Origin of the sequence: Nonomuraea sp. NPDC005692 (assembly GCF_040631115.1) — a bacterium.
Lineage (GTDB): Bacteria > Actinomycetota > Actinomycetes > Streptosporangiales > Streptosporangiaceae > Nonomuraea.
On the sequence record NZ_JBEXYU010000023.1, the window covers coordinates 106,392 to 125,029 of the forward strand.

Sequence of the window (18,638 nt, forward strand, 5' to 3'; positions counted from 1 at the left end):
GAACCATAGGCCGCGATTCTTAAACCTGGATGAGCGTCAGGCGGGACCGAGGCTCCACGCGCTCAGCAGCGCGTCGCCGCCGCTGCCCACGACCACGGGACGGCCCTCCAGCTCGGCCACCGCCAGGGCCCGGACCTCGGCGCCCGGCCCCGGGCCCAGCTCCCCGACGACCTTTCCGTCGGTCAGGCTCCAGACGCGGACGACCGTCTCGCCGCCGCCCGGCGTGTGCGCGACGACCGCGACGGGCCTGCCGCCGAGCGCGCCCACGACCAGCGCGGACGCCCCCCGGTCGTCGGGGCTGCGGCGGCTGAACGTCCACTTCTTCCGGCGCTTGCCGGTCGCCAGGTCGTAGACGCGCAGGGTGGCGTCCAGGTGGGTGGAGACCAGGACGGGACGGCCGTCCAGCTCGCCGCAGGCGAGCAGCTCGATGCCGCCGATCTCGCCGGTCTTGTACGAGTGTGTCACCTTTCCGTCTGACAGGCGGCGGACCCGGACGCGGTTGTCGCCGTCGCCGGTGACCAGCACGTCGTCGTCGCCGAGGCGGCCGAAGGCCAGGCCGTTGACGCCCTGGAAGTGGTCGGTGACGGCGGGGCCGATCTGGCGGCCGGTGGCGATGTCCCACAGGCGGACGACGCTGTGCAGGTCCTTGAGGCTGTCGTACTTCTGGGTGACGGCGACCGCGCGTCCGGCGGTGGTGACGGCGATGACCGGGTCGGCAGCCTTCTTCCTGCCGAGGACACCGCCCGACGGATTCCACAGCCGCATCGTGCCGTCGCCGTGCCCGGCGGCGGCCCTGCCGTCGCCGTAGGCCACGGCGGTCACGGCGGCGCCGCCGTCGCCCAGCTTGCGTACGGGCGCGGACGCCGGGCCGAGGTCCCAGACGAGCACCGTGCCCTTGGACGTGCCGCAGACGACGGTGGAGCCGGCGGCGGCCAGGACGGCCGGCGTGCCGCTGCCCGCCGGCAGCGCCACGGGCTCCCTGACGGGCGCGCCGAACGGCTCGGCCGCGGGGGACCGGGTGGTGGGCGCCGTGGGGGATCCGGTGGGCGACCCTGTGGGGGACGTGCTGGGCCCGGGGCTCGTCGCGGCCGTCGTCGGCGTGGTCGGCGTCGTCGGCGTGCCCGTCGCCAGGGGGCCGGTCGGGTCGCCGGTGGGGCGGGGGGACGGGTCGTCGGCGAGGCCGTTCGCGGGGCGCAGGAGCAGGAAGGCGGACGCCGCCGCAGCCGCCGCGGCCGCCGCACCGCCGACCATCACGGCTCGCCGGCTCACCCGCGGGCCCGAGCCCGGCCTGGTCGCCTCACCATGAAACGCCGGCCCCGTCGCCCCGGCCAGTGACGGAGGAACCGTCGCCCCAGCTCCGGACGGAGGGACCGTCGCTCCAGGTCCGCGCGGAGGGACCGTCGCACCTGGTCCGGGCGGGGGAACCGTCGCACCTGGTCCGGGCGGGGGAATCGTCGCTCCGGCTCCGGGTCCGGGGCCGGTCGGCGGGGCCGTCGCGCCGGGCGGAGGGGCCGTCGCGGGGCTTCCCCCGCGCCCGTCCGGCCCTCCACCGGCCCCCGGATACGCCGGGTGGTGGGGCGCGGGCCCCTCGGAACGGAGGTGGGCCGAGCCCGGGACGCCGGGCGCGGCTGCGGGCGGGTACGGCGCGGCCGATCCTGCGGCTGCGGGTGGGTACGGCGTCGGCGAGCCCGGGGCGACGGGCGCCGACGCGGAGTTCGGTGGGGACGCGGAGTTCGGTGGGGTCGCCGAGGGCGGGGCGCTCGGGAGGGAGGTCGGGTGGGCGGAGCCGGGGGCGCTGATGAGGTGGCGGAGGAGGCCGGCGGGCGTGGGACGGGCGGCGGGGTCCTTGGCGAGGCAGGACCGGATCGGGTCCACCAGGCGGGCCGGCACGCCTGTGAGGTCGGGCACCCCGCTCATGACCTTGTGCAGGATGGCGGCGACCGTCTCACCGGCGTACGGCGGATGGCCGGTGGCCGCGAACACCATCGTCCCCGCCCAGCTGAACACGTCCGACGCCGGCCCGACCCGCTCGCCCCCGAACTGCTCGGGCGACATGTACGCCGGCGTCCCCATCGGCGCCGAGGCCTGCGTCGTCGCCCCCAGGGCCTTGGCGATGCCGAAGTCGATGACGATCGGCCCCTCGGGCCCCATCAGCACGTTGCCCGGCTTGAAGTCGCGGTGCACGATCCCGGCCTCGTGGATGGCGGCCAGCGCGGTCAGCGTGGAGATCGCCAGCCGGTCCAGAGCGCCCCCGGTACGCGGCCCCGACTCCCGGACGAGCCTCTGCAGGGTGTCGCCCGCGACGTACTCGCTCACGATGTACGGCCGCCCGTCGGCCACCCCTACGTCCAGCACGGCGGCCGTGCAGAACGCGGCCACCCGGCGCGCCGCCTCGGCCTCGCGCAGCAGGCCCCGGGTGACGTCGTCGTCCTGGGTCAGGTGGCTGTGCAGCAGCTTGATCGCGACCTCGCGGCCCGCGCCGTCGACGCCCTTGTAGACGATCCCCTGCCCGCCCGAGCCGAGCACGCCGAGCAGCCGGTGGTCGCCGATCCTCTCGGGATCGCCCGGCCGGAGCGGACGGACTTCCGGCATTCCGCTCCTCCCCTCGGGCACGTACCGGCATATGTCGGCGAACCACACCATAGGGCCGCCTGGGTGAGCCCCGGAAGCCGGGGCCCGCGCCGGATGGCAGGATCGAAGCCGGCACCGCACAGGAAAGGCGTCCCGCATGGCTCCCAGGATCGCGACCGCCCGCCGCGTCGACCTGCCCGAACTTCTCGACTTCCTCCGCCCCCGGCACCATGGCCTCCTCTCGACGACCCGCGCCGACGGGCGTCCCCAGCTCTCGCCGGTCTCGTGCGGCGTCGACGACGAGGGCCGGATCGTGGTCTCCACCTACCCCGGACGTGCCAAGGCCGCGAACGCGCGGCGCGACGAGCGGGTCTCGATGTGCGTGTTGTCCGACGACTGGGACGGCCCCTACGTCCAGGTGGACGGGCGAGGCGAGGTGCTGGACATGCCCGACGCCCTGGACGCGCTGGTGGACTACTACCGGTGCATCGCCGGCGAGCACCCCGACTGGGAGGAGTACCGGCAGGCCATGCGCCGCCAGAACAAGTCGCTGATCCGGATCACGATCGACCGCTGGGGGCCGATCGCGACCGGCGGCTTCCCGCCGAACCTGACCCCCGGCGCCTGAGCCCGCCGCGTCAGCGGGCCAGCACCTCGCGCAGCACGTCGGCGAACTCCTTCGGACGGTCGACGAAGCCGCCGTGCTCGCCGGGGAACACCACCGGCGGCGCGCCGAGCAGGTCGGCCAGCGCCTGCGAGGTGCGGTACGTGAGCAGGCCGCCCGAATCGGCCCCGACGCCCACGACGACGCGGGCCGGCCCGGCCCTCAGTGCCGCGACGTCGGGCACGTAACGGGTGGTGCCGCGCAGTTCGTGCAGGAAGAAGTGGGCGGCGTCGGCCAGATCCTGCTCGGGCGACTCGCTCGGCGGCGGGGGCGGGGCGTCCTCGCCGGTCTCGAAGCCCGCGGTGGCCATGAACTTCCCGAACGCCGCCCCCGGGCCCTCCCGGCGGAACGTCTCGATGATGTCGTCCACCTCGGCGCGGCGCCGGGCCACGTCGGGCAGCAGCTCCAGCACGGGCGGCTCGTGCGCGACCAGGGTGCGCACGCGGGTGGGGTGGCGGGTGACCAGGGCCAGGCCGGTCACCGCGCCGCCACTGCTGCCGAGCACGTCGGCCGACTCGGCGCCGAGCGCGTCGATGATCGCGAGCGCGTCCTCGGCCCGCAGGTCGGGGGTGGAGTCCTGGTCGGGATCGTCGAGCGTGCTGCCGGACACGCCGCGCGGGTCGTGGGTGACGACGGTGTGCTCGCCGGCCAGCTCCTCGGCCAGCGGCGCGAAGGGGGCGGCGTCCATCGGCGCGCCCACGAGCAGCAGCAGCGGGCCGCTGCCGCGGACGTGGTAGCGCAGGCGGCCGCCCGGGATGTCGAGAGTGTGCGTGGTGCTCATCGGCGTGGGTCCTTCCGCGGAGTCGGGGTGACACCAGGTTGGACCTCCGAGGGCGCACGAACTCATCGGTCGACGGGCTTCCTGTGGCAATGTGCCGGTCAGGGCTCCTTGACCTCGTCGAACAGGTCCTCGACGGCCGCGACGATCCGCCGGGTGGCCAGGGAGGCGGCGTCCGGGCCGTCGAACGGGTGCGCCACGCCCTCGGCGACGCCCTCGACGGTGGCGAGGTGGGCCCCCGGATGGCAGACGACGTCCGGCTCGGGCAGGTTGGCCAGCAGGAACTCGCCCTGGCTCGCCCGCGCCTGCGACGGGTGCGCCCCCCGCCGCACCCACCGCAGGTTCCCCGACCGGTCCAGACGGTAGACGCCGGGGCCGTGGGCGGCCGACACGCGTACGGGGGTGTCGCGGGCCAGGCGGACCCTGACGTGGAACGGCCCGCCCGGCCGGGCCGAGCGCAGCAGCGTGCGCTGGTTGAACTCCTGCGCGTCCCCCAGCCAGGTCACCGGCCCGCCGAGCATCACCGACAGGTGGGCCAGCACGAACGGGGGCAGCCCGGCGGCCTGCTGGTTGACCGACGACACCTCGGTGCCCTCCTGGTGCCGCCACTTGATCGCCGTCAGGTAGACGCGTTCGCCCGGGGTGAGGATGGCCTCCACGCTGAACAGGCCGGCCGCGCCGTACCTGCGCCAGGCCCAGAACGCGATGCGCTCGGCGCACTCGATGAGCAGCGCGGCGGCGGGCGTCGGCCAGGGGCGCGACCAGTCGTCGCCGGTGCTGCGCATCGGCCCGGCGCCCAGCTCGGCGATCCCGGCCGAGGTGTGGGCGGGGCGGTCGGCGTACACCCGGACGCCGCCGTCGCGGTCGGGCACGCTGAGCACCGCGATCGTGCACGGCCAGCCCGGCACGTACGCCGCCACCCGGTACGGCCCGAGCAGCCGGGCCGCGCGCGGCATGTCGCCCTCGTCCGCGACGACCACGGTGCCGTGCCGGTCCGCCCGCCGGCCCGCCTGCACCACGACCCGCTCCGTGCCGACCGCGCGCCGCAGCTCGGCCAGTCCGGGCAGCCGCTCGACGTGCACGCAGGGGACGCGGGCCACCGCCGGCACGCCGGCCGCCCGCAGCAGGTCGTCCAGCAGGTGCTTGGCCTCGATCGCGGCCCGCACGTCGGCGTCGATGGCCGCGACGACCCCGCCGGGGCCGGCCAGCTCGCGCAGGCGGGCGTTGTCGTACCAGGTGAAGACGACCGGCGGGCGGTCCACCTTGAGCAGGTGCCGGGCGGCCTCGTGCCGGACGCGGGGCAGCCAGGCGTGCCGCTCGGCGACCGACCGGGTCCTGGTGCGCTCCTCGGCGGCGACGACCATGCCGGGCAGCGCCGGGTCCCACGCCGTGTAGCAGCCGATGCTCAGCGCCGGGCGCAGGACCTCGACCGGGGCCGGGCCGGTGTAGCCGGTGCGCAGCGCGGTGCTGAACCGTTCGACGCAGACCAGCGGGCGGCCCGCCAGCGCGGCCGTCAGCTCCTCCTGCGCCGCCTCCTCCAGGCCGGTATCGCGCCGGCCCGCGCCGTGCAGCCCCTCCATCAGCCCCTCCCTCGCCGTCCTCCGCTCGGGGCCGTCCCCGAGGGGGCACGACCCGCACTCTTGACGGTGCGCCACGTCCGGCGCACCGTCGAGGCCACAGTGATGTGAAGCGATGTGAAGATGAGATGCCGCCCCGGCGTACCCACCCAGTCGTCAACCGGGCGCTGGCGGCGTTGATCGAGCAGGCGGGCTGGACGCATGCGGCCACCGCGCGGCACGTCAACGCCGTCGCCGCCGAGAGTGGCGAGCGCGTGCACTACGACCGCTCGGCGGTCGGCCACTGGCTGACCGGCACGATCCCGCGCCCCGAGGCGGTGCGCGCGGCGGTCGAGGCGTTCCGCCGCCGCCTGGGCAGGCCCGGCCTGCGCCCGGCGCATCTGGGCTGGCCGGAGCCGGGCGGGTCGCCGTCCGCCGACGATCCCTGGCGCGGCGATCCGGTCGCCCGGCTCGCCGTGCTGGGCGAGGACGACCTGCTCAACCGGCGCACGTTCACCCTGGCCGCGTTATCCGGCTTATCCGGCTTATCGGTCCTGTCCGCGCGGCGGGCGGGCGGCCGCGCGGCGGCCCGCCGGGCCGGCGCGGGCGACGTCGAACGGATCCGCGCCACCACCCGCGCCTTCGCCGACCTGGACGACCGCTACGGCGGCGGCCACGCCCGCGCCGCGGTCGCCGCCTACCTGTCCCGCGAGGTCACGCCCCTGCTGCACGGCACGACCGGCCGCCGCAGGCCCGACCTGTTCGCCGCCGCCGCCGAGCTGAGCTACCTGGCCGCCTACATGGCCATGGACGCCGGCGCCCACGCCCTGGCCCAGCGCTACTACATCAGCAGCGTGCGGCTCGCCGACGAGGCCGCCGACCTGCCGCTGCGCGCCACCGCCCTGCGCAGCATGGCCGTCCAGGCGGCCGAGCTGGGCCACGACGGCGAGGCGCTGGCCCTGGCCGAGGCGGCCGCGTCCGCGCTGGCCGGGCACGGCCCCGCCCGCACCCAGGCATGGATCACCGGCATGCGCGCCGAGACCCACGCCGCCGCCGGCACCCGCTGGGACGCGCTCAGGCTGCTCAGCCGTACCGAGACCCAGCTCGAACGCGCCGACTCCGTCCCCGAGTCGGAGTGGACGGGCAACTACCGGCGCGAGTCCCTGGAACACCAGATCGGCCTGACCCTCACCCAGCTCGGCGACCACGCCACCGCCGCCCGCCACTTCGCCGCGTCGATGCGGGCCAGACGGCCGATCGAGCTGCGCACCCGTGCCCTGATCGGGCTGCGGGCCGCCCACTCCCTCCTCCGCGCGGGGGAGGTGGACCAGGCGGCGGCCACCGTCCTCGACCTGAGCGACGACATCCGGCTGATCTCCTCGGCCCGGGTCCGGGAGGAGCTGCGCGGCCTGCGCGCCGCCTGGCAACCCCACCGCGGCAACGCCCTGGTCAGCCGCGCGGACCGCTCGGTCGCGGGCTGACCCCGCAGCACCGCCGTCCAGGCGGGCTGGGCGGGGCCCGTGCGTACGTCGGGTCCGGCTCTAGGATCGCGACGTGATCAGGAACGCGTACTGCTCCTTCTGCGGCGCCGCCTTCGCCCCCGCCCAGCCCTGGCCCCGCACCTGCGCGGCCTGCGGGAACACCAGCTACCTCAACCCGCTGCCGGTCGCGGTGACGCTGCTGCCCGTCGACGACGGCCTGCTCGTCGTCCGCCGGGACGTCGAGCCGCGCCGCGGCGAGCTCGCGCTGCCCGGCGGGTTCATCGACCTGGGGGAGTCCTGGCAGCAGGCGGCCGTGCGCGAGCTGCGCGAGGAGACGGGAGTGGTGGCCGAGGCCGCCGACGTCACGCTCTTCGACGTGGTCAGCGCTCCCGACGGAACCGTGCTGATCTTCGGGCTCGGCCCGCGGGTCTCCGCGTCCGCGCTGCCGCCGATGGAGGCCACGGACGAGACGAGCGAGTGGGTGGTCATCGACGGGCCCGCCGAGCTGGCCTTCCCCGCCCACACCCGGATGGCGTCCGCCTACTTCGCGGGACGGGCCCGCCGCGGGCCGGAGTGAGCGGGGTGGGCGGCCGGCGGGTCAGCTCAGGTCGAGGCCCGGGTAGAGCGGGTGGGCGGCCAGCAGCTCGGCCGCCGCGGCCCGGGTCTTCTCGGCGGTGCTCTGCGGCAGGTCGTACTTCGCCTTGGAGGTGGCCGACGGCGTGGTGTCGGCCAGCACGCCGACGATCAGCTCGGCGACCTGGTCGAACTCCGGCGTCCCGAACCCGCGCGAGGTGAGCGCCGGGGTGCCGATCCGGATGCCCGAGGTGTACCAGGCGCCGTTGGGGTCGCGCGGGATCGCGTTGCGGTTGGTGACGATCCCGGCGTCGAGCAGCGCCGACTCCGCCTGCCGGCCGGTCAGCCCGTACGTGGACACGTCGAGCAGCACCAGGTGGTTGTCGGTGCCGCCGGTGACCAGCCGTACGCCGCGGCGCGCCAGGCCCTCGGCCAGGGCGACCGCGTTGGCGGCCACCGCCCGCGCGTAGTCGGCGAACGCGGACTGCCGCGCCTCGGCCAGGGCGACGGCCTTGGCCGCCATCACGTTGCCGAGCGGGCCGCCCAGCACCATCGGGCAGCCCCGGTCGATGGAGTCGGCGTACTCGCGCTGGCACAGCACCAGGCCGCCGCGCGGCCCGCGCAGCGACTTGTGCGTGGTGGTCGTCGTGACGTGCGCGTACGGCACCGGGTCGTGCACGCCGGTGAACACCTTGCCCGCGACCAGCCCGGCGAAGTGCGCCATGTCCACCATCAGGACCGCGCCCACCTCGTCGGCGATCTCCCGCATGCGGGCGAAGTCGATGCGCCGTGGGTAGGCCGAGTACCCGGCGATCAGGACCAGCGGGCGGAACTCGCGGGCGGTCGCGCGCAGCGCGTCGTAGTCGAGCAGGCCGCTCTCCGGGTCGGTGCCGTAGGAGCGCTGGTGGAACATCTTGCCCGAGATGTTGGGACGGAAGCCGTGCGTCAGGTGACCGCCCGCGTCGAGCGACATGCCGAGGGCCCGCTGGTCGCCCAGGGCCTTGCGCAGGGTCTCCCAGTCGTCCTCCGACAGGTCGTTGACGTGCCGCGCGCCGGCGGCGGCCAGGGCCGGGGCCTCGACCCGGTGGGCCAGGATGCCCCAGAACGCCACCAGGTTGGCGTCGATGCCCGAGTGTGGCTGGACGTAGGCGTGCTCGGCGCCGAACAGGGCCTTGGCGTGGTCGGCCGCCAGCTGCTCGACGGTGTCGATGTTCTGGCAGCCGGCGTAGAAGCGGTGGCCGATCGTGCCTTCCGCGTACTTGTCGGACAGCCACGTGCCCATCGTCAGCAGGACGGCAGGGGAGGCGTAGTTCTCGCTCGCGATGAGCTTCAGCGAGGCGCGCTGGTCGGCCAGCTCGGCGCGGATCGCGCCGGCCACGCCGGGCTCCACGGCGGCGATCACGTCGAGCGCGTTGCGGTAGGCGGCCGACACGGTGGCCGCGTCGTGGGCGCCGTAGGAATGGGGGTGCTCTTCAGCCATGACTTCTCCCGAGCCGTCGAAGTGAGGGCACCCAGGCGCGCGGCGACGTCCAGGACCGCTCCCCGGTGGTCAGTCCCACCTTACGATCACGCCAGTCACGATCCGAGGCTGACACTACGGTCATCGGCCTGAGCCGCGCAACGAGGGAGGCGCTTGAGCCTCCACCAAGGGGAGACGCCAAGGTGGAGCCATGGACGGCGGCACTCTCTACACGATCGGTGACCTGGCGCGGCGGACCGGGCTCCCGGTCAAGACCATCAGGTTCTACTCCGACCGCGGGATCGTGCCGCCGGTGGAACGCAGCCCGGCCGGCTACCGCCTCTACGACGCCGCCGCCGCGGCCCGCCTCGACCTCGTGCGCACCCTGCGCGACCTCGGGATCGACCTGGTCACGGTCCGCAAGGTCGTGGACCGCGAGCTGACGCTCGCGCAGGTCGCGGCGGCGCACGCCGAGGCGCTGGAGGTGCGCATCCGTACGCTGCGGATGCGGCGCGCGGTGCTGACGGCGGTGGCCCGGCGCGGCTCGGGGCCCGAGGAGATGGAGCTCATGCACAGACTCGCAGGACTGTCGGAGGACGAACGCCGCCGCCTGGTCGGCGACTTCCTGGACGCCGCCGTCCCGGACGCCGGGCCGGGGCTCGCGGGGATCAGGGTCTCGCTGACCCCCGAACTGCCGGACGACGCCGAGCCGGAGCAGGTGGAGGCGTGGCTGGAACTGGCCGAACTGATGGCGGACCCGTCCTTCCGCGCGAGGCTGCACGACCTGACCACCGACCACGCCACCGACCATGCCGGAGGCCATGGGGAAGGGGTGCTGCGGGACGCCGTGTCGCTGGGCGTGTGGGCGGCGGGGAAAGCGCTGGCGGCGGGCGTGGATCCCGCCGCGCCCGAGTCCGCGCCGGTCGTGGCGACGGTCGCCGGCGAGTACGCACGCCTCCTGGGCCGTCCCGACGACGCCGGCCTCCGGCGGCGGCTGCTGGCCAGGCTGACGGCGGCGAACGACCCCCGCAGGGAGCGCTACCTCCGCCTGCTCGCCGTGGTCAACGCCTGGCCGCCCCCGGCCCCGTCGGCCCCGGCCCTCGACTGGCTCGTCACCGCCCTGCGCACCCACCCGGCCCCCTGAACCCAGGCCCCGAAGACACCACCGGACGGGGCTCAGCCGCGGGCGGGGGCCTCGGCGGTGGTGGGGCCGGTCTCGGGGAGGCCCCGGGTCAGCAGGCGGGCGCCGATGCCGAGCAGCGCGCTGACGACCAGCGTGACGCCCATCGGCAGAGCGGTGTCCGCGCCGCCCAGGCCGACCAGCGGCGACACCAGCGCCCCCAGCGCGAACTGCAACGCGCCCATCACGGCCGCCGCCGTGCCGGTCGCGTACGGCGCCCGCCCCACCGTCAGCGCCGCCGCGTTCCCCATGATCAGCGTGAACGAGCTGACCAGCACGAACAGCACCGGCAGCACCACCACCGCGGCCACCCCCGCCCCCAGCAGCACCAGCAGGACGGCCGACAACCCCAGCACGGCCCCCTGCCCGGTCCGCAATAGCCCCTCCGGGCTGAACCGGAGCACCAGGCGCGCCCCGACCAGGCCGGTCAGCGTCATGCCCAGCGCGTTGGCGGCGAACGTCACGGTGTAGGCGGGGGTGGACAGGCCCAGGACGTTCTGCACGACGAAGGGCGAGGCCGAGATGTACCCCATCAGCCCCGCGAAGCCGAACGCGAAGGAGAAGGCGTAACCGAGATAGCCCCGGTCGGCGAACAGCCGCCGCACGGTCCGCCCGGTGGCGGCCAGGCCGCCCGCGTGCCGGCGCTCGGGCGGCAGCGTCTCGGGCACGACGAGCGCCGAACCGAGCAGCATCACCGCCGAGATGCCGGCCATCACCCAGAACTCCGCGCGCCACCCGGCGGGCGACAACGCGCCGCCGATCAGCGGGGCCACGACGGGCGCGACGCCGACCACCGAGGCCAGCAGCGAGAAGATCCGCGCCGCCGCCCGGCCGGACGTCAGGTCGGCCGCCACCGCGCGGCCGATGACGATGCCCGCCGACCCGGCGAACCCGTGCACGAAGCGCAGGGCGACGAGCGTCCGGATGTCCGGCGCCAGCGCGCACAGGACGCAGGCGGCCAGGGCCGCGGCGGTGGCCAGCAGGATCGGCCGGCGGCGGCCGAACCGGTCCGACAGCGGCCCGATGACGAGCTGCCCCAACGCCAGCCCGGTGAGGAACGCGGTCAGCGTGAGCTGCACGCCGGCCGCCCCCGCCCCCAGGTCGGCCGCCAGGTCGGTGAACACGGGCAGGTACATGTCGGTGGCCAGCGGCGCCACCGCCGACAGCAGGCCGAGCACGACCAGCAGCGGCCCGGACACCCCGGTCCTGGTCACGAGGCACGCCCCGGCGGGCAGTGGCGCTGATGGCGGTGGTGGGGAGTGGCGAACTCCATGGTGTCTCCAAGACGGCCGCGCGGCTAGAGACCTAGGATGTTCCGTGATCCGGCCACGGCTAACCGCGCCACCGGCAGCCGAGGGCGAGACGTTACCGCAGGTCCACCCACCACCGGAGCCGGCCAGAGCCCGGGTGAGCCGCGCCGTCGCCGAGACAGGAGCACCGCATGACCGCCCGGCTGCCCGCCCTTCCCCCGGAGGACCTGGACGACGCCCAGGCCGAGGTCTACCGCGCCGTCACCGGCGGCCCCCGGGCGGCGGGCCCCCAGGTCTTCCCCCTCGCCGACGAGCGGGGACGGCTGCGCGGCCCGTTCAACGCCATGCTGCTGAGCCCGCCGGTCGGCGGCGCGCTCCAGGCGCTGGGCGCGGCGGTGCGCTACGGCTCGGTGCTGCCCGACCGGGCCAGGGAGCTGGCGATCCTCGTCGTCGCCGCCCACTGGGGCAGCGACTTCGAACGCGACGCGCACGAGGCGGTGGGCCGGTCCTGCGGCCTGACCGAGGCCGAGCTGACCGCGGTGCGCGAGGGACGTCCGCCCGACCTGGCCGACCCGGCCGAACGCGCCGCCGTCCGCGCCGCCCGCGAGCTGACCCGGGCCGGGACGCTGGGCGAGGAGGACTACCGGGCGGTCACGGCCGCGCTCGGCGAGCGCGGCCTGTTCGAGCTGACCACCCTGGTCGGCTACTACGCCACGCTGGCCCTCCAGCTACGCGTCTTCGCGGGCGAGCTGCCCCCGAAGCAGCGCGAGAGCTGAGCGGCGGGCGTTCACGCGTCTCACGCCGGGAGGCGGCCGGTGGGTCTGGTGGCCACGGCGACCAGGGCCGTTCTCGGGACCTCCGCCACGTACTGCCCGTCGCGCCGGTGGACGACGGGGCGGGGCGGCGTGGCGGGCTCCGGCGGCCGGCGCGTCCCGTGGTCGAAGTGCCGTTCCAGGACCCGCCAGGCCGCCTCGGCGTCCTCCAGGGCGGCGAAGTACCCGCCCAGGCCGTACATGTCGGCGACGTAACGGCACATCCGCTCCTTGGCGGCCCGCTCGCTCCCGGCCCGGACGATCAGCGGGTCGTACAGGTCGAGCACCCGTACGGGCAGGCCCGCGTCGGCGAACAGGGCGGACAGGCCGGGCCGGGTGAAGTGCCGGTAGGCGTGCCCGCCCGCCGCGTGCGGATGCACGACCTGCGCGAAGAAGCCCGCCATGGGGCCGGAGTCGTCGAAGTCGTGCAGCACGATCCGGCCGCCCGGCCGCGTCACCCGCGCCGCCTCGGCCACCGCGCCCGGCCGGTCCGCCGGGGGGATGTGATGGGTCCCGTACGCCAGCAGCACCCCGTCGACCGACCCCTCCCGCAGGAACAGGAACTGGGCGGCCTGCCGCACCGCGGGCAGCCCCTGGGCGAGCGCCCGGTCGACCATCTGGCCGGACAGGTCGCCGGTGATGATCGCCGGTTTGGCGTCCAGGCTGCCGAGCCGGCCGGCGGCCGCCCGCGCGACCGTCCCGTCCCCGCCGAGGACGTCCAGCAGCAGCGGCGGCCCGGCCGCCGGATCGGGGGCGAGCAGCCCGAGCAGCGCCCGGATGCCGGTCCAGCGCACCAGCGCGTCCTGCTGCGCCCGGCGGTAGGAGTCGCCCCGCCCGCCGCGGTCGGAGTCGAACTCGCTGCTGGTCGCGGCGAGCACGCCGAGCGCCCGCGCCGCGCCCGGCCGGTCGAAGTCCAGCACGGCGTGCAACTGCGGATGGACGGTCGCGACCAGGCGCAGGTACTCGTCCAGGGTCAGTGAAGGGAGATAGGAGGCGCGCACCGGCCCTCGTCCTTTCCTGGTCACGTGCTGGATGGCGGGGACGGGAGCTGCGGCGGGTCGAGGCGGTGGCCCAGCCCGCCGACGAGCCGGGTGACCAGCTCGCTGCGGGCGGCGAACAACCGGCTGCGCGGCTCCAGCCGCACCCCGAACTGCTTCTTCGTCTCGTACGCCGCGCCGCCGAGCCGCAGCCGGCGCGCGCCCGAGCCGACGGCGGCCCGTACGCACGCCGTGAGCAGCGCGTGGTAGACGGCGGTGCCCTCGGTGAGGGCGTAGTCGCGCCCGATCCACCGGGCGACCAGCTCGTCACCGTCGCGGAGCAGGGCGACGCAGCCGGCCGGCGCGCCGTGCCGGCGGGCGGCCAGGACGGTCAGGTCCGCGCCCAGGGCGCCGGCCGCCTCGGTGAACAGGCGCGGTCGGTAGAAGACGTGCGGCCCGTGGCGGAGGTCCACCGCGGCCACCATCGGGCCCAGCCGGTCCAGCAGCCGGCCCGGCAGCCGGTCCGGCTCCCCGCCGGGCCCGGCCGTCAGCGGCCGGACCTCGATGCCCTCCCGCGCGGCCCGCCGCTGCGTGCGCCGGATCTCGGCCCGCCTCTTGCGCGGCAGATGGTCCAGGTACGCCTCGTACGACGGCCACGTCAGGTCCAGCAGCGTCTCCGGCAGCCAGCCCAGGCGGCTGTACCCCGGCTGCCCGGCGGCGTACGGCAGGTGGTCGACGACGCAGAACAGCAGCCGCTCGCGCCTGACCAGCGACCGCACCGCCCGCAGCAGGACCCGCCGCTGCGGCCCCTCACCGCCCAGCAGCCCGGACGTCGCCGTCATCGGCGCCTGGACCTGGAGGAACGGCCACCTCCTGGTCAGCCGCCCGAACCGGGACTCCAGCACCGGGTTGTGCAGCCGGTGCTCCAGGGCGCACACCGCCGCGGCCACGAGCCCGCCGTCCTTGCGGACCAGCAGGTAGCGCGGCCGGTGCCCGGACAGGACGCGTTCGGCCAGGGCCAGCCAGTGATGCCGCACGAAGGGCACGCCGTCGGCGAGCGCGTCCCACTCCCCGGCCCCGACCTCGCCGATCGAGGCCGCCACCTCAACGCTGTACATCGCCCACCTCGCCCGCCGGGCGGGCCACGTCAGCGCCGTCCATCGCCGCGCACCTCGAAGCGCAGCGCCCGGGTCACGGCGGCGGCGGCCGCGTCCAGCTCCGCCGGGCCGGACGCGTGCACGACGAACCAGCCGAGCCGGTCGGAGACGTCGCGGTAGGGCCGCACCCGCTGCCCGGGGCGGGCCAGCAGGACCAGCTCGGCCACCTCCGGCAGCGCCCTGGCCGCCTCCACGCCGGACACCGACACCAGCTCGCCCGCCCGCCCGGCGGTCAGCACCCGCCACAGGACCGGCCGGGGCGGGTGCGGGCGCAGCTCGATCGGCAGGCCGACCGCGGCCTGCACGGCGGCCCGCACCGGATCGACGCCGTAGCAGGACCGCACCATGTCGTCGGTGCCGTTGCCGCCCGTGCGCAGCCCGAGCTCGATGACGTACGGCCGGCCGTCCGGGGTGACGATCAGGTCGAGGTTGAGCGGGCCGCGCCGGTAGTCCAGGCGCTCGCAGACCTTGTCCATGATCGAGCGCGTGGTGTCCAGGACGCCGCCGGGCAGCCCGGCCGGCATCCGGCGGCTCATGGTCAGCACCAGCGGGGGCGGGCTCACCGTCTGCAGGCTGGTCGCGACGAACGCCACCCGCCCGTCGTCCACGACGCACTCGCAGTTGCACAGGATCCCGCGGATCTCCTCCTCGACCATCACCAGCCCGCCGTACGAGCTGCGCCGGGCCTCCTCGGCGGCGGCGAGCACGTCGCCGGGGGAGGCGCACCTGCTCACCCCGCGCCCGCTCTGGGCGTCGGCGGGCTTGACGACCACGGGGAAGCGCAGCTTGCGCGCCCGGACCGCCAGGTCGGCCGGGGCGTCGCCGATGATCCACGGGTAGGAGGACACGCCCAGGTCGTCGAGGATGCCGCGCAGCACCCATTTGTCCACCGAGGCCCGCGCCGCCGTCTCCGACAGCCGGGCCGGCAGCCCGTACGCGTCGGCCACCGCGCGCAGCGCGGGCACCGCGACGTCGCTGGAGGGGGCCACCACGCCCGCCAGGTCGGCACGTCCGGCGAGCGCGGCCGTGACGGCGGCCGGGTCGTGCGTGCTGACCGGCAGGTACTCGTCGGCGAGGGCGACGCCGGGCGCGTCGGCCGAACGGTCGACGGCGATCGTCCGCAGGCCCATGCCGGCCGCCGCCCGGTAGGTGGACAGCGAGCCGTCGGCGGCCCCGAGCACCACCAGGGATCTCGCGCCGCTCACCGGTCCGCCTCCTGGCCGCCCCGGTCGTCCGTCCGGCGCTTGCGGGCCCAGAACGGGCCGAGAGCCAGCGCGTCCGCGCCCGTCCTGAGGTAGCAGGCGACGGCGTCCTCGGGCGTGCACACGATCGGCTCGTCGTCGTCGCGGAAGGAGGCGCCGGCCAGCATCGGCACGCCGGTCAGCGCCTCGAAGCGGGTGATCAGGGAGTGGAAGAGCGGGTTGGCGGCACGGCTCACCGTCTGCACGCGGGCGCTGCCGTCCACGTGCGTGATCGCGGGCACCTCGCCGCGGCGGTGGTCCAGCACGTCGAACCCGAGCAGCATGACCGGCGAGGAGTGGCCGCCGGCGAAGTAGTCCCCCGACCGCTCGGCCAGGCACGACGGCGCCAGCGGCAGGAACGGCTCCCGGCGCCTGACCCGTTCGTTCATGCGCGCGGCGGACGTGGGGTCGCGCGGGTCGGCCAGCAGCGAGCGGTTGCCCAGGCCGCGCGGCCCGCACTCCGTCCGGCCCTGGAACCAGCCCACGATCAGGCCGTCGGCGATGCGGGCGGCGGCGTGCCGGGCGATGTCGTCCGGCCGCCGGTAGTCCACGCCCGCGTCGCGCAGCGCCTTCTCCATGCGTTCCTCGGTGTAGCCGGGCCCGGCGAAGACGTGACCGCCCGCCGGGCGGGGCCGGCCGTACAGGCCGACGCTCACCTCCAGCGCCGCGCCGAGCGAGGCGGCGGCGGGCTGGGCGAACAGCTCCTCGAAGCCGGACTCGGCCAGCAGGCGGCCGTTCAGCATCGGGTTCATCGCCGTCTCGCCGGCCACCGCGAGCCGGGTCGTCCCGGTCGTCTCGCGCAGCCATCGGGCCAGGTGCAGCCCGGCCCGCTCAAGGGTGGCCTGGAGGGCGAAGGCGATGTCCACGGCGTGCTGGGTGAGGGCCTCACCGGCGGGCGGGCCCGGCGGCCCGAAGGCGTCGAGGAACTTCGCCGAGACCGTGTGCCGCCCGCCGCCCGCGTGCGGCTCGAACCAGCTCAGGTCCAGCTCGTGGCCGCCGTACGGGGTCAGGCGCAGCAGGTCGGCGAAGGGCTGGACGTAGGTGTCGCCGCCGTACGCCGCCAGCGCCATCACCTTGTCCTCGTCCAGGCCGGGACGGAAACCGAGGTAGCCGGTGACCGCCGCGTACAGGGCGCCCAGCGAGTGGGGGTGCCCGACGTGCCGCAGGTGCCTGATCCGGTCCCCGTCGGCCACGGCCAGGCAGGTGCCGGTCCCGTCCATCGTGAGCACGGCGGCGGAGTCGAACGGGCTCACATGGAAGGCGCCGGCCGCGTACGCGCGGTGGTGTTCCACCAGGTGCACCCCGAACCCGGCGGGCCCGGTGTGCCCGGCGGCCTCCTTGACCTCCCAGCCGGGCGGGGAGCCCGTCCGCTGCCCGTGGAAGGCCACGTGGTCCACCTCGTCCAGCCCGATCCCCGCCTGTTCCAGGCAGTACGCGACCGCCCGGCGGGGGAACCGGCCGTCGTGCCGGACGCGGGTGAGTCGCTCCTCCTCGGCGAACGCCACGATCTCGCCGTCGCGCACCAGCGCCGCCGCAGAGTCGTGCGCCCGGGAGATGCCCAGTACGTACATGTCGTCACTCCGAGTCTCGCGAGATCAGCATCCGGCGCATCACATGGGCCTTCACGGGCACCCCGAGGGCGAGCGCCACCAGGCCCCCGGCCGCCCCCGACCACGGCACGACGACGACCGCCAGCGAGGCGGTGGCCACCAGCCCGGCGAACGCGCCCGCCGACGTCACGGCGAGCACGTCGTTGTTCGTGTTCTCCACCAGGTAGGCCGCGTACATCACGGTCAGGAACAGCGCCAGGACGACGACGACCAGCCCCGCCAGCACCGGTGGCGACGTCGCGAGCCCCCACCCGAGCAGGGCCGCGCAGGCGACGGCGACGGCGGCCCCCGCCCACCCGGCCCGGCCGAGCAGCCGTGCCGCACGAGCCCGCCCGGCCCGCCCGGCGAGCCCGCGCAGCCGTCGCGAGGTCGCGGGCTGCGCGACCCGCAGCAGGTAGATCACGAGCTGGCAGACCGCGACCGCCGGAAGCAGCGCGAGATACAGCACGCCGCTCTGCCCCGCCCGCCCCGAGGCGCCCAGCACCAGGTACACGACCGCGAAACAGAGCGCGTCACACAGGTCGGCCGCCCCCAGCAACCAGGTGGCCCGCGCCAGGGGACGCAGCAGCGACCGCCGCCCACGGCCGGAAGGAGGGCGCAGCCAGTCGCGAGGCAGCGCCGCGAGCGCCCCGCAGGTCACCGCGACCGTCCCGGCCAGGACGAGCAGCAGGTGCGTCTGCGGCGGCCAGCCGATCCACAAGGTGGCGGCGGTGACGGCGAGCACCACGCCGCCGCTCGCCGCGAACGCCGCCGTGTCCAGCACGGGCCGGCCCCGTACGCGGTGCAGCCCGGAGACCGTCATCAAAAGGCCCGTGCAGGCCGACCACGCCCCGGCCGCGAGGCAGAGGGCCGCCATCGACGACGGCGCGGTCACCGCCACGGGAACGAGCACCGCCAGCAGCACCGCGACCGGCGCGGCGGACATGGCCACCGTCAGCCTGGCCACCGCCGGGCCGGTCCGCCTGACCCGCGCCAGCGTCTTCAGCGCGGCCTTCTCCGGCGCGTCCGCGACAAGGAGCAGCCATCCGCACAGCCCGAGCGCGGTGGCGTAGTGGCCGAACGCGGACCCGTCCCACACGGCCGCCGGCGCCGCCGCGGCGACCTGCGTACCGGCCCTGAACGCGCCCCGCCCCGCCAGCAGCCGCAGCACCGCCACCGGCCGGAGGCGGGACGCGGCGTGCGCGTCGGGATGGGTCTGGGTCAACGTGGTCCCCCGTCGGTCGCCTGACGGCGTGGTGGCGTTCGTGCGCCGGGTCAGAGCGTCCGCCGTGCGGCCGGAATACCGGCCAGGGGGCCCAAAACAGATCAGTCAGCGGACGCCGGCGGTGG

Annotated in this window: 15 protein-coding genes and 1 riboswitch; of the genes, 5 read left to right on the plus strand and 10 right to left on the minus strand. The window is 75.9% G+C overall.

The features are described from left to right. Window positions 1-36 precede the first annotated feature (36 nt). A complete protein-coding gene (locus ABZ459_RS35590) occupies window positions 37-2,592 on the minus strand; it encodes a protein kinase (RefSeq protein ID WP_357979783.1) in 2,556 nt (851 codons plus the stop codon). Between the two features lie 136 nt (window positions 2,593-2,728). Here ABZ459_RS35590 and ABZ459_RS35595 point away from each other — a divergent pair, with 136 nt between their 5' ends. Further along, entirely contained in the window at window positions 2,729-3,199 is a 471-nt protein-coding gene (locus tag ABZ459_RS35595) for a PPOX class F420-dependent oxidoreductase (RefSeq protein ID WP_357979785.1), read from the plus strand. 10 nt (window positions 3,200-3,209) lie between these two features. On the opposite strand, the gene ABZ459_RS35600 is transcribed toward ABZ459_RS35595, so the two are convergent. Next, window positions 3,210-4,016 carry an alpha/beta hydrolase gene (locus ABZ459_RS35600; RefSeq protein WP_357979787.1) on the minus strand — a complete coding sequence of 269 codons (807 nt, stop codon included), beginning with the start codon at window positions 4,014-4,016 and terminating at the stop codon, window positions 3,210-3,212. 98 nt (window positions 4,017-4,114) lie between these two features. Further along, window positions 4,115-5,593: a hypothetical protein gene (locus ABZ459_RS35605; RefSeq protein WP_357979789.1), complete on the minus strand. Its 1,479-nt coding sequence runs from the start codon at window positions 5,591-5,593 to the stop codon at window positions 4,115-4,117. A 125-nt stretch (window positions 5,594-5,718) separates the two neighbouring features. Here ABZ459_RS35605 and ABZ459_RS35610 point away from each other — a divergent pair, with 125 nt between their 5' ends. Further along, window positions 5,719-7,050, plus strand: a complete 1,332-nt coding sequence (locus tag ABZ459_RS35610; RefSeq protein WP_357979791.1) for a hypothetical protein — start codon at window positions 5,719-5,721, stop codon at window positions 7,048-7,050. 73 nt (window positions 7,051-7,123) lie between these two features. Next, on the plus strand, window positions 7,124-7,627 hold the full coding sequence (locus tag ABZ459_RS35615) for an NUDIX domain-containing protein (protein WP_357979793.1): 504 nt from the start codon (window positions 7,124-7,126) through the stop codon (window positions 7,625-7,627). A gap of 21 nt (window positions 7,628-7,648) precedes the next feature. On the opposite strand, the gene ABZ459_RS35620 is transcribed toward ABZ459_RS35615, so the two are convergent. After that, a complete protein-coding gene (locus tag ABZ459_RS35620; protein ID WP_357979795.1) occupies window positions 7,649-9,103 on the minus strand; it encodes a glycine hydroxymethyltransferase in 1,455 nt (484 codons plus the stop codon). A 22-nt stretch (window positions 9,104-9,125) separates the two neighbouring features. Beyond that, window positions 9,126-9,212, minus strand: a riboswitch (ZMP/ZTP riboswitch). Between the two features lie 81 nt (window positions 9,213-9,293). Here ABZ459_RS35620 and ABZ459_RS35625 point away from each other — a divergent pair. Next, on the plus strand, window positions 9,294-10,226 hold the full coding sequence (locus ABZ459_RS35625) for a MerR family transcriptional regulator (RefSeq protein ID WP_357979797.1): 933 nt from the start codon (window positions 9,294-9,296) through the stop codon (window positions 10,224-10,226). Between the two features lie 32 nt (window positions 10,227-10,258). Here the strand turns inward: ABZ459_RS35625 and ABZ459_RS35630 are convergent, their stop codons facing one another. Then, complete coding sequence (locus tag ABZ459_RS35630) at window positions 10,259-11,476, minus strand: Bcr/CflA family efflux MFS transporter (protein WP_357979799.1); 1,218 nt, start codon at window positions 11,474-11,476, stop codon at window positions 10,259-10,261. Between the two features lie 227 nt (window positions 11,477-11,703). Between ABZ459_RS35630 and ABZ459_RS35635 the strand changes: the two genes are divergently transcribed. Next, on the plus strand, window positions 11,704-12,288 hold the full coding sequence (locus ABZ459_RS35635; protein WP_357979801.1) for a carboxymuconolactone decarboxylase family protein: 585 nt from the start codon (window positions 11,704-11,706) through the stop codon (window positions 12,286-12,288). A gap of 20 nt (window positions 12,289-12,308) precedes the next feature. Here the strand turns inward: ABZ459_RS35635 and ABZ459_RS35640 are convergent, their stop codons facing one another. Genes ABZ459_RS35640 through ABZ459_RS35660 form a run of 5 tightly spaced genes read right to left on the minus strand, consistent with a single transcriptional unit; the run spans window position 12,309 to window position 18,513 of the window. Then, window positions 12,309-13,325: a class I SAM-dependent methyltransferase gene (locus ABZ459_RS35640; protein ID WP_357979803.1), complete on the minus strand. Its 1,017-nt coding sequence runs from the start codon at window positions 13,323-13,325 to the stop codon at window positions 12,309-12,311. Window positions 13,326-13,345: 20 nt separating this feature from the next. Further along, a complete protein-coding gene (locus ABZ459_RS35645; RefSeq protein ID WP_357979806.1) occupies window positions 13,346-14,419 on the minus strand; it encodes a GNAT family N-acetyltransferase in 1,074 nt (357 codons plus the stop codon). Between the two features lie 29 nt (window positions 14,420-14,448). Next, window positions 14,449-15,663: a hypothetical protein gene (locus tag ABZ459_RS35650; protein WP_357979808.1), complete on the minus strand. Its 1,215-nt coding sequence runs from the start codon at window positions 15,661-15,663 to the stop codon at window positions 14,449-14,451. After that, entirely contained in the window at window positions 15,660-17,270 is a 1,611-nt protein-coding gene (locus ABZ459_RS35655; protein WP_357979810.1) for a carbamoyltransferase C-terminal domain-containing protein, read from the minus strand. Before ABZ459_RS35655 ends, ABZ459_RS35650 begins: the two co-directional genes overlap by 4 nt. A 4-nt stretch (window positions 17,271-17,274) precedes the next feature. After that, window positions 17,275-18,513: a hypothetical protein gene (locus ABZ459_RS35660; protein ID WP_357979812.1), complete on the minus strand. Its 1,239-nt coding sequence runs from the start codon at window positions 18,511-18,513 to the stop codon at window positions 17,275-17,277. Window positions 18,514-18,638: the final 125 nt, after the last annotated feature.

Bases quoted from the DNA above. Each gene is read 5' to 3' on its own strand.
- ABZ459_RS35590 (WP_357979783.1), bottom strand. From the start codon at position 2,592: ATGCCGGAAGTCCGTCCGCTCCGGCCGGGCGATCCCGAGAGGATCGGC.
- ABZ459_RS35595 (WP_357979785.1), top strand. From the start codon at position 2,729: ATGGCTCCCAGGATCGCGACCGCCCGCCGCGTCGACCTGCCCGAACTT.
- ABZ459_RS35600 (WP_357979787.1), bottom strand. From the start codon at position 4,016: ATGAGCACCACGCACACTCTCGACATCCCGGGCGGCCGCCTGCGCTAC.
- ABZ459_RS35605 (WP_357979789.1), bottom strand. From the start codon at position 5,593: ATGGAGGGGCTGCACGGCGCGGGCCGGCGCGATACCGGCCTGGAGGAG.
- ABZ459_RS35610 (WP_357979791.1), top strand. From the start codon at position 5,719: ATGCCGCCCCGGCGTACCCACCCAGTCGTCAACCGGGCGCTGGCGGCG.
- ABZ459_RS35620 (WP_357979795.1), bottom strand. From the start codon at position 9,103: ATGGCTGAAGAGCACCCCCATTCCTACGGCGCCCACGACGCGGCCACC.
- ABZ459_RS35625 (WP_357979797.1), top strand. From the start codon at position 9,294: ATGGACGGCGGCACTCTCTACACGATCGGTGACCTGGCGCGGCGGACC.
- ABZ459_RS35635 (WP_357979801.1), top strand. From the start codon at position 11,704: ATGACCGCCCGGCTGCCCGCCCTTCCCCCGGAGGACCTGGACGACGCC.
- ABZ459_RS35645 (WP_357979806.1), bottom strand. From the start codon at position 14,419: ATGTACAGCGTTGAGGTGGCGGCCTCGATCGGCGAGGTCGGGGCCGGG.
- ABZ459_RS35655 (WP_357979810.1), bottom strand. From the start codon at position 17,270: ATGTACGTACTGGGCATCTCCCGGGCGCACGACTCTGCGGCGGCGCTG.